At 66.6% G+C, this 10,831-nt stretch carries 13 protein-coding genes; 11 read left to right on the plus strand and 2 right to left on the minus strand.

All coding sequences use genetic code 11. The features are described from left to right. Window positions 1–274: 274 nt before the first annotated feature. Genes truA through accD form a run of 5 tightly spaced genes read left to right on the plus strand, consistent with a single transcriptional unit; the run spans window position 275 to window position 4,588 of the window. Window positions 275–1,042 carry a tRNA pseudouridine(38-40) synthase TruA gene (truA, locus tag VM621_RS02180; protein ID WP_325467354.1) on the plus strand — a complete coding sequence of 256 codons (768 nt, stop codon included), beginning with the start codon at window positions 275–277 and terminating at the stop codon, window positions 1,040–1,042. Beyond that, on the plus strand, window positions 1,039–1,650 hold the full coding sequence (locus VM621_RS02185) for a phosphoribosylanthranilate isomerase (protein ID WP_325467355.1): 612 nt from the start codon (window positions 1,039–1,041) through the stop codon (window positions 1,648–1,650). The genes truA and VM621_RS02185 overlap by 4 nt, the downstream gene beginning before the upstream one ends. A gap of 10 nt (window positions 1,651–1,660) precedes the next feature. Next, window positions 1,661–2,872, plus strand: a complete 1,212-nt coding sequence (trpB, locus tag VM621_RS02190; RefSeq protein ID WP_325467356.1) for a tryptophan synthase subunit beta — start codon at window positions 1,661–1,663, stop codon at window positions 2,870–2,872. Continuing rightward, window positions 2,872–3,672 (plus strand): tryptophan synthase subunit alpha, encoded by an 801-nt coding sequence (gene trpA / locus VM621_RS02195; RefSeq protein WP_325467357.1) that lies wholly within the window; start codon window positions 2,872–2,874, stop codon window positions 3,670–3,672. Before trpB ends, trpA begins: the two co-directional genes overlap by 1 nt. 37 nt (window positions 3,673–3,709) lie before the next feature. Beyond that, a complete protein-coding gene (accD, locus tag VM621_RS02200; RefSeq protein WP_325467358.1) occupies window positions 3,710–4,588 on the plus strand; it encodes an acetyl-CoA carboxylase, carboxyltransferase subunit beta in 879 nt (292 codons plus the stop codon). A gap of 82 nt (window positions 4,589–4,670) precedes the next feature. Here the strand turns inward: accD and VM621_RS02205 are convergent, their stop codons facing one another. Both VM621_RS02205 and VM621_RS02210 read right to left on the minus strand, forming a co-directional pair. Next, window positions 4,671–5,213 (minus strand): phosphatase PAP2 family protein, encoded by a 543-nt coding sequence (locus VM621_RS02205; RefSeq protein WP_325467359.1) that lies wholly within the window; start codon window positions 5,211–5,213, stop codon window positions 4,671–4,673. Beyond that, window positions 5,185–6,345 carry a glycosyltransferase family 1 protein gene (locus tag VM621_RS02210; RefSeq protein WP_325467360.1) on the minus strand — a complete coding sequence of 387 codons (1,161 nt, stop codon included), beginning with the start codon at window positions 6,343–6,345 and terminating at the stop codon, window positions 5,185–5,187. Before VM621_RS02210 ends, VM621_RS02205 begins: the two co-directional genes overlap by 29 nt. Window positions 6,346–6,479: 134 nt before the next feature. On the opposite strand from VM621_RS02210, the gene gltX reads away from it, so the two are divergent. The 6 genes from gltX to VM621_RS02240 all read left to right on the plus strand — a co-directional run bounded on the left by gltX (window position 6,480) and on the right by VM621_RS02240 (window position 10,546). Beyond that, window positions 6,480–7,883, plus strand: coding sequence for a glutamate--tRNA ligase (gene gltX, locus VM621_RS02215; RefSeq protein WP_325467361.1), 1,404 nt, complete (start codon window positions 6,480–6,482; stop codon window positions 7,881–7,883). Then, window positions 7,876–8,157, plus strand: coding sequence for a hypothetical protein (locus VM621_RS02220; RefSeq protein WP_325467362.1), 282 nt, complete (start codon window positions 7,876–7,878; stop codon window positions 8,155–8,157). The genes gltX and VM621_RS02220 overlap by 8 nt, the downstream gene beginning before the upstream one ends. A 40-nt stretch (window positions 8,158–8,197) precedes the next feature. Beyond that, complete coding sequence (locus tag VM621_RS02225; protein WP_325467363.1) at window positions 8,198–8,671, plus strand: transcriptional repressor; 474 nt, start codon at window positions 8,198–8,200, stop codon at window positions 8,669–8,671. Between the two features lie 156 nt (window positions 8,672–8,827). Further along, window positions 8,828–9,292, plus strand: a complete 465-nt coding sequence (locus tag VM621_RS02230; protein ID WP_325467364.1) for a MerC domain-containing protein — start codon at window positions 8,828–8,830, stop codon at window positions 9,290–9,292. A 36-nt stretch (window positions 9,293–9,328) separates the two neighbouring features. Then, window positions 9,329–10,294 (plus strand): cation diffusion facilitator family transporter, encoded by a 966-nt coding sequence (locus tag VM621_RS02235; RefSeq protein ID WP_325467365.1) that lies wholly within the window; start codon window positions 9,329–9,331, stop codon window positions 10,292–10,294. An 84-nt stretch (window positions 10,295–10,378) separates the two neighbouring features. Next, complete coding sequence (locus tag VM621_RS02240; protein ID WP_107913073.1) at window positions 10,379–10,546, plus strand: 30S ribosomal protein THX; 168 nt, start codon at window positions 10,379–10,381, stop codon at window positions 10,544–10,546. Window positions 10,547–10,831: the final 285 nt, after the last annotated feature.

Consider the following 10,831-nt stretch of genomic DNA (forward strand, 5'->3'; position numbering starts at 1 on the left):
AGGAAGCCGATTCGGAAACCCCCGGGCGGAGCCCGACCCGGCCCGTAGGGCAATAAGTACACGGCCGCGGCACGCGGCCCTTCCGACGCGGGTCGCCGTAGACGGTGCCCCGAGGGTGAGACCCGCCGGCTCTTGCGACGCGACGCGAGCCGAACGACTGCGATGCCGAAGGCGAGCCCAAGAAGCAACCCCGAGAAGCAACCCCGAGAAGCAACCCAATCCGGCCCCACCCAGGGTGCTACCCTTTACCGTTTCCAAAGCACCGACCTACCTCATGCGTATTGCCCTTGGCGTCGAATACGACGGCACCGACTTCCTTGGTTGGCAGCGGCTGAGCCACGCGAAGACCGTGCAGGGTTCGCTTGAGAAGGCGCTCAGCTTCGTCGCGCATACGCCGGTCGAAGTGACCGCCGCGGGGCGTACCGACGCCGGTGTGCATGGGCGTTGCCAGGTCGTCCACTTCGACACCGACGTGGTCCGCGACCTGCGCGGCTGGATTCTCGGCGCGTGCTCCAACCTGCCGCATTCGGTCGCGGTGACCTGGGCACAGCCGGTGCCCGACGACTTCCATGCGCGTTTTTCCGCGCGGGCCAGGCGCTATCGTTATCGCATCCTGCCGCGTTTCGTCCGGCCTGCGCTGGACGCGCGTTTTGTTGCCTGGGAGCGTCGCCAGCTCGATGCCGAGGCGATGCACGAGGCGGCTCAAGCGATCGTCGGCGAGCACGATTTTTCCGCGTTTCGTGCCATCTCCTGCCAGGCCGCGCATGCACGCCGCAACGTGCGTTCGATTCGCGTGTTCCGCGAAGACATCCATGTCGTGGTGGAGATCGAGGCGAACGCCTTCCTGCATCACATGGTGCGCAACATCGTCGGCTCGCTGCTGCCGATCGGCCGCGGTGAACAAGGGATCGGCTGGATGGCGGAACTGCTCGCCGGCCGCGACCGCGAAGTGGCCGGTGCGACCGCGCCCGCCGAGGGGCTGACCTTCCTGGGCCCTCTTTACGAAGCCCACTGGGGCCTGCCCCAGGAAGTGACCTTATGACCCGGATCAAGTTCTGCGGGCTCACCCGCTTCGAGGATGTGCAACTGGCCGCGCGGTTCGGCGTCGACGCGATCGGCTTCGTCATGACGCGGCGGAGCAAGCGCTTCGTCGAGCCGGTCGCCGCGGCGCGACTGCGCGACGCCGTACCGCCCTACGTGACCATCGTGGCGCTGGTGATGGACGACGAGCCTGCCTACATCGACGAGATCCTGCGTGTGCTGCGCCCGGACATGCTGCAGTTCCATGGCGCCGAAACCGACGAGCAATGCGCCGGATACGGCGTGCGCTATACCAAGGCCATCGCGATGGGTGAGGGCGAGGCCGCGCTCGACCGCCTGCATCGGTTCCCCCGGGCCGCCGGCCTGCTTCTCGATGGGCACGGCCTGGGCGAGCAGGGCGGCAGTGGGCAACGGTTCGACTGGTCCCTCATGCCGAAGGATCTTGCGCAGCCTTTGATCCTCGCCGGCGGGCTCAGTGCGGACAACGTGGCGCAGGCGATCCGCCTGGCTCGGCCCTGGGCGGTGGACGTCTCCAGTGGGATCGAGTCGTCGCCGGGCATCAAGGATCGGGCTAAGATGGAACGCTTCATTTCCGCTGTACGAAGATAACGAGAAGGCAATGACCGAGATCGTCGATTTCCACGCCTACCCGGATGCGCATGGGCGCTTCGGGGCCTACGGCGGCATCTACGTGGCCGAGACGCTCATGGAGCCGCTTGCCGAACTGACCGCCGCCTACGAGAAGTTGCGCACGGATCCCGCCTTCATCGCCGAGCTCGACCGCGATCTCAAGTACTACGTCGGCCGCCCCAGCCCGGTTTACCACGCGGAGCGCCTGTCCAGGCACGTCGGTGGCGCACGAATCCTGCTCAAGCGCGAAGACCTGAACCATACCGGCGCGCACAAGATCAACAACACCGTGGGCCAGGCGCTCGTCGCCAGGCACATGGGCAAGACACGGATCATCGCCGAGACCGGCGCCGGCCAGCATGGCGTGGCCAGTGCGACGGTCGCCGCCCGCATGGGCCTGAAGTGCGTCGTGTACATGGGTGCCGTGGACATCGAGCGCCAGAAGATCAACGTCTACCGCATGCGCCTGCTCGGTGCCGACGTGGTCCCTGTCACGTCGGGTTCGAAGACGCTGAAGGATGCGCTTAACGAAGCGATGCGCGACTGGGTCACCCATGTCGCCGACACCTTCTACATCATCGGCACGGTGGCCGGTCCGCACCCTTATCCGCAGATGGTCCGCGATTTCAACGCGATCGTCGGCCGCGAAGCGCGCGAGCAGGTCCTCGAGCAATTTGGCCGCCTGCCGGATGTCATCACCGCATGTGTCGGCGGTGGGTCGAACGCGATCGGTCTGTTCCATGCCTTCCTCAACGACCACGACGTACGCATCGTCGGCGCCGAGGCTGCCGGCGATGGCATCGAAACCGGCCGTCATGCCGCCTCGCTGGCCGCCGGCAAGCCGGGCGTTCTGCACGGCAATCGCACGTATGTGCTGTCCGATGCAAACGGTCAGATCGTCGAGACGCATTCGGTATCGGCCGGCCTGGATTATCCGGGCGTCGGTCCCGAGCATGCCTTCCTGAAGGATGCCGGCCGCGCCGAGTATGTCGGTATCACCGACGACGAGGCTCTGGAAGCCTTCCATCTGCTGGCGCGCACCGAGGGCATCCTCGCCGCGCTGGAGTCGAGCCACGCGATCGCTCAGGGCATCAAGCTGGCGCGCGAATTGCCCAAGGAGGGCCTGGTGCTCGTCAATCTTTCCGGCCGTGGCGACAAGGACGTGCACACCATCGCCGAGCGTGAAGGAATCGAACTCTGATGAGCCGCATCGAACGCCGTTTCGCGGCGCTGAAGGCCGCCGGCCGCACGGGCTTGATTCCCTTCGTCACCGCCGGCGATCCGTCGCCCGACGATGTCGTGCCGATGCTGCACGCCCTGGTCGCCGCCGGCGCCGACGTGATCGAGCTGGGTGTGCCGTTCTCCGACCCGATGGCCGACGGCCCGGTCATCCAGCACGCCAGCGAGCGCGCTATCGCCAAGGGCGTCGGCCTGCACAACGTGCTGGCCTGGGTCGCGGCTTTCCGTGAGACCGACGATGAGACGCCGATCGTCCTGATGGGTTATCTCAATCCGATTGAAATGTACGGTTACGCGGAGTTCGCCGACGATGCCGTCGAAAAAGGCATCGATGGCATCCTCATGGTCGACTGCCCACTGGAGGAGTCGCACGTGCTCGAGCCCCTTCGGGCAGCCGGCCTCGACCAGATCCTGCTCGCCTCGCCGACCACCACCGAGACGCGCCTCGCGGCACTGAGCGAGGCGGCGGCGGGCTTCCTGTATTATGTGTCGTTCGCTGGCATCACCGGCGCGGCCCAGCTGAGCACCGGCGACATCGCCGAGCGCGTGGCAGGCATCCGGGCCCGGTCGAAGGCTCCGGTGGCCGTCGGGTTCGGTGTCCGCGATGCGGCCAGTGCGGTGGCGATCGGCGCCTTCGCCGACGCCGTGGTCATCGGCAGTGCCCTGGTCGATCGCCTCTCCGGCGCGACCTCGGCGGACGACCTCGCCGGCAGGGCACATGACTTCCTCGCGCCGATCCGCGCTGCGCTCGACGCGCGCTGAACGGCCGTTGCGTTAGAACGGATACACGGAGAGAACGATGAACTGGCTGCAGAAAATCATGACGCCGAAGACCCGCGCGCAGCAGCGCGCGGCCGGCGACAACAAGGGTAAGGTGCCCGAGGGCGTGTGGGAGAAGTGTGCCGGTTGCGGCACCGTCCTTTACAAGCCGGAGCTCGAGAAGTCGCTGATGGTCTGCCCGAAATGCGGCCACCATCACGCGATCAGCGCGCGCGTTCGCCTGAACGCTTTCTTCGACGAGGGCAGCACCACCGAGCTCTGGGCGAAGATGGAAGCGGTCGATGCGCTGAAGTTCAAGGACCAGAAGAAGTACAAGGATCGCGTCGCCGCCGCCCAGAAGGCGACGGGCGAAAAGGATGCGCTCATCGCCATGTCCGGCCGTCTGCTGGATCGGCCCGTCGTGTCGGTGGCCTTCGAGTTCGCCTTCATGGGCGGTTCGATGGGCTCGGTGGTCGGCGAGAAGTTCGCCCGTGCCGCGGAGCGTGCCCTGGCCGACAAGAGCGCCCTGGTCTGCTTCGCCGCCACCGGTGGCGCACGCATGCAGGAAGGCCTGTTCTCGCTGATGCAGATGGCCAAGACCTCGGCTGCGCTGGCGCGCATGCGCGACGCCGGCGTGCCTTACATCTCGGTGCTCACGCATCCGACCACCGGCGGTGTGTCGGCCAGCCTGGGCATGCTGGGCGACATCAATGTCGCCGAGCCGAAGGCCCTGATCGGCTTCGCCGGTCCGCGCGTCATCGAACAGACGGTTCGCGAGACCCTGCCGGAAGGCTTCCAGCGTCCCGACTTCCTCGTCGAGCACGGCGCGATCGACGTGATCGTCGACCGCCGCGAGATGCGCGACAAACTCGGCGCGATGCTCGGCATCCTGCAGAAGGCGCCCCGCGCCGCGGCGTGATGCTCTCGCTCTGCTGGGCAGGGACCCGCGCGATATGGAATAGAAAGGCCTGGCTTGCGCCGGGCCTTTTCTTTGGCGTGACTCAGACCAGCACGCGTTCCGCCCAGAGCGAAAGCGTGCCAAGGCCGGCCCCGATCGCCGTCGCCGCCAGCACATCGCTCGGATAGTGCAGGCCGAGCACCACGCGCGAAGCGCCGACGAGCGCCGCGAAGCCGATCAGGAAGGGCGCGAGGATCGGGTAGTGCGCCACCGCGACGACGGTGAACGCGACCGCCTGAAGCGTGTGCCCGGACGGGAAGCTGAATTCGTCGAGCGGCGGCACGTGGGCGATCACGCCGGGGCAGGTACGGAAGGGGCGCGGGCGGCGCGTCCAGCGCTTGAGCACGCGGTAGAGCATCAATGCGGTCAAACCCGTGACCGCCATCTGGGCGGCGACGGCGACGCCGTGCCAGCCGCCGACAACGGCGATGACCGTCATCAGCGAATACCAGAAGACACCATCGCCGAGACGGCTGATGGCGCCGAAGAAAATGCCGATGGCGCGACGTGCGCCCCAGCGATTGGCGGCGACGCACATGCGGCGGTCGAGGTTCGCCCTACGCGGCGACGGCGGTGCTGCGCTCATGGACATTCTCCTCGGAAAGGGACCGCATGATGGCTTCGAAGTCGTTCACGACCGACTCGGGCGAAAGGCCGGCGACGGACGTGCGCGCGGCATGACCCATCGCCGTGCGCACCGTGGCGTCGGCGCCCAGGGTGGCGGCGCGCTCGATAAGTCCACCCTCGTTGCCCGGCGCAATGCGGATGCCGTTCTGTCCGTTGCGGATAAATTCGCGTGCGGCCGCCTCGGCATAAGCCACGACGGGCAGGCCGGAAGACATCGCCTCCAGGACCACGTTGCCGAAGGTTTCGGTCAGGCTGGGAAAGACGAAGAGGTCGGCGCTGGCGTAGAACGCGGCCAGCACATCGCCGCGACGCGTGCCAGCGAAGATGACATCCGGGTTGGCGGCTTCCAGGGCGGCCCGGCCCGGACCGTCGCCGACGATCACGCAGCGTGCCTCGGGGACGCGACGCGCCAGGGCCCGGTAGGCCTCGATCACCACGTGGAGATTCTTTTCCGGTGCGACGCGGCCGACGCTAAGCATCACCGGTGTATCCGGGCCGGCGCCCCAGCTTTCGCGCAGGGATTCGTTGCGGCGTTCCGGATGAAAGCGCAGCGTATCGACGCCGCGACGCAGGACCCGCACGTCGTGCACGCCGAGGTCGTTGAGTTCTCCGGCCAGCTGACCTGTCGGCACCAGGGTGGTCTGCGCCCGACGATGGAAGCGTGCGAGGTAACGCCGCACGAAAGGTGTCAGCGCGCCGAACCCGTAGTGGCCGACATAGAAGTCGAAGCGGGTATGGAAGCCCGTGGCCACCGGAGTGCCGAGACGACGAGCGGCGCTGACCGCGGTCCAGCCGAGCGGGCCTTCGGTGGCCACGTAGATCGCGTCGGGGCGTTCGGCGCGCCAGCGGCGCTCGATGCGGAAGCGGGCAGGGAGGCCGAAGCGGAGGCCCGAGTAGCGGGGCAGTGCGGCGCCTTCGACGGCCAGGACATCCATGCCGGCGTCGGCCAGCGGCGGCGTGTCCGGATGGATCGGCCGGATCAGGTCGACCGTGTGACCTCGCCGTAGCAGTCCGCGGGCAAGCGTCTGGACGGTAAGGGCTACTCCGTTGACGTCCGGTGCGTACGTCTCGGTGACGATGCCGACTCGCATGGCGGTGCCCCTTCTGGCCCTGGCTTGACGCATGCTCGCGCACAGGCGTGTCGGGGCGGTTATCGGGGCATGACCGGCATATGACAGCGGCACTGGGTTAAAATCGCGGTCTTGCCTGCCGAACGACCCACACGATGACCGTCCGTACCCGCTTCGCTCCCAGTCCCACCGGCTACCTCCATATCGGCGGTGCCCGCACCGCGCTGTATTGCTGGCTGGAATCCCGCCGCCGTGGCGGCGAGTTCGTGCTGCGTATCGAGGACACGGACCGTGAGCGCTCCACGCAGGAAGCCGTGCAAGCCATTCTCGACGGCATGTCGTGGCTCGGCCTGGTTCATGACGAAGGCCCGTACTACCAGACGCTGCGCATGGATCGCTACCGTGAGGTCGCCGAGCAGCTGCTGCGCGAGGGCAAGGCCTATTACGCCTACGAGACCAAGGAAGAGATCGAGGCCATGCGCAACGCGGCCATGGCGGCGGGCGTGAAGCCGCGCTACAACGGCTATTACCGCGATCGCGACGAGCCGCTTCGCGACGATCCGAACCGGGTCATCCGCTTCAAGAATCCCGCGACCGGCACGGTCGTCTTCGACGACAAGGTGAAGGGGCGCATCGAGTGGTCGAACGAAGAACTCGACGATCTGGTGATCTTCCGTTCGGATGGCTTTCCGACCTACAACTTCGCCGTGGTCGTGGACGACATCGACATGGGGATCACGGAAGTGATCCGTGGCGACGACCACGTCAACAATACGCCGCGTCAGATCAACATCTACAAGGCGCTCGGTGCCCCCGTGCCCGAGTTCGCGCACCTGCCGATGATCCTCGGCCCGGACGGCCAGAAGCTGTCCAAGCGCCACGGCGCGGTCAGCGTCATGCAGTATCGCGACGACGGGTTCCTGCCGCACGCGCTGCTCAACTACCTCGTTCGCCTGGGCTGGTCGCACGGCGACCAGGAAATCTTCTCGGTCGAGGAAATGAAGACCCTGTTCGACGTGGCCGACGTGAACAAGGCGGCCTCGCGCTTCGACGTCACCAAGCTCTCCTGGCTCAACCAGCACTACCTGAAGACCGACGATCCGGCGCTGCTCGGTCCGGAACTCGCCTGGCACCTGGAAAGGATCGGCATCGACGCGTCGAAGGGCCCGAACCCGGCGGATGTCGTGGTGGCGCTGCGCGACCGCGTGCAGACCTTCAAGGAAATGGCCGAACGCGCGAAGATCTGGTACGGGCCGATCGTCGAATGGGACGACAAGGCGATCGAGAAGCACCTGCGCACCGAAACGGCGGCGTCGGCCCTCGAGGCCGCCAAAGCCGAAATGACCGCGCTGGCCGAGTGGACGCCCGAAGCGATCCACGGCGCGGTGGAGCGCGTCGCGGCGTCGCTCGAACTGGGCATGGGCAAGGTGGCCGCTCCGCTGCGCGTCGCGATGACGGGTACCCAGGTCTCGCCCTCCATCGAGCACACCATCTTCCTGGCCGGCCGCGAGGGTGCGATCGCGCGTATCGACGAGGCGCTCGTCCGCTCGCGTGGATGAACTCCTCGCGCAGGCAATGCGAGGGGTCGATCCCGACGACCCCGCTGCGTCGCTGCACATTTTCAGCAACCTCATGGGCCTGGTGCCCTGGGGGAGCCTGATTGCCTGGCAGGTCTTCTTCGTCCTCGTCGGCGCCCTGCTTGGCTGGTGGCGGGGCAGGCTCATGGCGGGAATCGTTGGGGCGCTGGTACTGGGGCCCTTCGGCTGGATCATTCCCTTCATGGCGAAGCGAGCGGCGCAGCCGCCGCCGCTTCCGGGCTCGAAAAAACGCTGACGTGGCCTCATGTTAGACTGACGCACACGAGGATTTCGATGTGACCACGCAAGCCGCCCACCGACACGATCACGAGCACCACGATGACGCGCGCAGCTTCGTCGCGGCGGTCGAGCATGCCTCGAACGAGCGTGGCCTGCGGCTTACGCCGCTGCGTCGTGAAGTGCTCGAGCTGGTCGCGAGTGCGGGCAAGCCGGTGAAGGCGTACGACCTGCTCGACCGCTTGCGTGAGAAGCACGGCAATGCCGCGCCGCCGACGGTTTACCGGGCACTCGATTTCCTGCTCGAGAACAGCTTCATCCACAAGCTCGAGTCGATCAACGCCTACGTGTCCTGTCACCATCCTGCCGAATCGCATCAGGTGCCTTTCCTGATCTGCGACAAGTGCCATTGCGCGCAGGAAGTCTGCGACGAGCGAGTCGCCGAGCTGATCGAGGCACAGGCCAAGGCTTTCGGGTTCCGCCCCCAGGCCCAGACGCTCGAAGTCCACGGCATCTGCAAGAACTGCCACTGATCAGGGAGCTGGCTGTCCATGATGGGGTCGCTTCGCGCTGGATATCGCCGCTGAAGCGGCTCCCACACGGGGAGGCGCGATGGTGCTTGGCTTAAGTGATGTTATAAAGTAACATATCTTGCCTGGACCCGTGCAAGAAGTCACGCTATGCATCCCATGACCGATCTCCCCGTCGAATCACCTGCCGATGCCGATGCCGAGGCGCCCAAGCGCTGGTGGCACGCCGCCGATCGGGTGGGGGCACTGGCGTCGTTCCTGTGTGCGATCCACTGCGCGGCGCTGCCGTTCGTGCTGGCGCTGCTCCCGGTGCTCGGGCTGTCGTTCCTCGCCGATCACCGCTTTGAAGCGGGTTTCGTCGCCTTCGCCTGTGTCCTCGCCAGTGCCGCTCTGGTCTCGGGCTTTCGTCGACACCGTCGCCGGCTGCCACTGATCCTGGCGACACCGGGCCTGATGCTGCTGGTGCTGGGCGTTACCGTCCTGCACAGCCACTCGTTGATCGTGCACAGCGTACTGGTCACTTGCGGCGGCTTCCTGTTGGCCTCGGCTCACTTCGTGAACCTGCGGGTCGATCGCAGCGAACACGCCGGCCATATCCACGGCCCGTCCTGCGCGCACTCGTGATTGTGTAACCGCAGCCGGATTCCCTAGCCTTCGCGCATGGCACACGATCACTCCCACGACCACGCCGGCCATTCGCACGGCGAGGCTCACGCGCACGACCACAGCCACTTCGAAGGGAGCAGCGAGAAGAAGCTGCTGTTCGCTTTCGTCCTGACGCTGATCATGCTGCTCGTCGAAGCGGCCGGTGGACTGGTCTCCGGATCGCTCGCACTGCTGGCCGATGCCGGCCACATGCTGGTGGATGCGCTTGCCCTGTTGCTCGCTTTCCTTGGTGCGCGTTTCGCCGCCCGGCCGGCCGATGCGCGGCGCAGCTATGGCTACGGCCGCATCGAGGTCCTCGCGGGCTTCGTCAACGCGCTGACCCAGTTCGCCCTCGTCGCCTTCATCGTCGTCGAGGCGGTGCAGCGCTTGTTCGATCCGCAGCCGATCCTGTCCGGGGTCATGCTGATCGTGGCGGCGGTCGGCCTGGTCGCCAACGTGGTCGTGCTGCGCACGCTGCACGGGCATGATCCCGACGACGTGAACATCGCCGGCGCGAGCTTGCATGTGCTCGGTGACCTGCTCGGCTCGGTCGCCGCGGTGCTCGCCGCGTTGGCCGTGCGCTGGGCGGGTTGGCTCTGGGCGGATCCCGCGCTGTCGATCCTGGTGTCGCTGCTGATCCTGCGCAGTGCCTGGTCCCTGCTGCGGCGCTCCGGTCACATCCTGCTCGAGGGCACGCCCGAGGGCGTGCATCTGGTCGACATCGAAACGGGTCTGCGCGAGGCCGACGAGAACATTCTCGACATCCACCACGTCCATGTCTGGCAGGTCACCGCCGGCTCGCGGATGGCCACCTTGCATGTCGAACTGCGGCCTGGCGCCGATCCGGCGCGCTGTCTCACGGCCATCAAGACCATGCTTCTCGAGCGCTGGCAGGTGGGTCACGCCACGGTCCAGTTCGACCCGGGCCACTGTCCGGACGAGCTGGAAGGCTGCGCAAAGAGCGGTCAGCACGTTCACTGAACCGCCGTCAGGCTTGCCATTTACGCCGCCGCTGATACGATGGCCGGCCGTTCCTCTTCATCATTCAGAATCAAGGAGTTTCCCATGGGCAAGGGCGACCGCCGCACCCGTCGCGGCAAGATCAACCGTTCCAGCTATGGCAATGCCCGTCCGCACGTTGACGTCGTCAGCGGCGCAGCCGTTGCAAAGCCGGCTGCCGCAAAGCCGGCCGCTGCCGCTGCCAAGAAGGCGGCACCGCGCAAGAAGGCGTAACGCCTTTGCCGCGTGAGATGAAAAGCCCCGCATTGCGGGGCTTTTTGTTGGTTCTTCGCGGATTACCGGGGACGGGCGCTGGGCATGCCGGGCATTCTTTCGCACCTCGCCTAGGGCTCGCCTTCGGCATCGCGGGCTCGGCTGCGCCATCGCTTTGTACACTTGGGCGTTTCGCGGGGAGACCTTGGCGCCCACCCTCGCTGCTCAGACAGGTCCTCCGCGTTCGGTGCGGAAGGCCGCTGCGCGGCCTATGTATCTATATGGCCTACGGCCGCTCACTTGTGC

It is taken from the genome of Luteibacter sp. (assembly GCF_035539195.1).
Classification (GTDB): Bacteria; Pseudomonadota; Gammaproteobacteria; order Xanthomonadales; family Rhodanobacteraceae; genus Luteibacter.

Excerpts from the sequence above, each read along its gene's own strand:
- trpA (WP_325467357.1), top strand. The coding sequence starts at position 2,872 with ATGAGCCGCATCGAACGCCGTTTCGCGGCGCTGAAGGCCGCCGGCCGC.
- VM621_RS02210 (WP_325467360.1), bottom strand. The coding sequence starts at position 6,345 with ATGCGAGTCGGCATCGTCACCGAGACGTACGCACCGGACGTCAACGGA.
- VM621_RS02235 (WP_325467365.1), top strand. The coding sequence starts at position 9,329 with ATGGCACACGATCACTCCCACGACCACGCCGGCCATTCGCACGGCGAG.
- VM621_RS02205 (WP_325467359.1), bottom strand. The coding sequence starts at position 5,213 with ATGAGCGCAGCACCGCCGTCGCCGCGTAGGGCGAACCTCGACCGCCGC.
- truA (WP_325467354.1), top strand. The coding sequence starts at position 275 with ATGCGTATTGCCCTTGGCGTCGAATACGACGGCACCGACTTCCTTGGT.
- gltX (WP_325467361.1), top strand. The coding sequence starts at position 6,480 with ATGACCGTCCGTACCCGCTTCGCTCCCAGTCCCACCGGCTACCTCCAT.
- VM621_RS02230 (WP_325467364.1), top strand. The coding sequence starts at position 8,828 with ATGACCGATCTCCCCGTCGAATCACCTGCCGATGCCGATGCCGAGGCG.
- VM621_RS02185 (WP_325467355.1), top strand. The coding sequence starts at position 1,039 with ATGACCCGGATCAAGTTCTGCGGGCTCACCCGCTTCGAGGATGTGCAA.
- trpB (WP_325467356.1), top strand. The coding sequence starts at position 1,661 with ATGACCGAGATCGTCGATTTCCACGCCTACCCGGATGCGCATGGGCGC.
- accD (WP_325467358.1), top strand. The coding sequence starts at position 3,710 with ATGAACTGGCTGCAGAAAATCATGACGCCGAAGACCCGCGCGCAGCAG.
- VM621_RS02240 (WP_107913073.1), top strand. The coding sequence starts at position 10,379 with ATGGGCAAGGGCGACCGCCGCACCCGTCGCGGCAAGATCAACCGTTCC.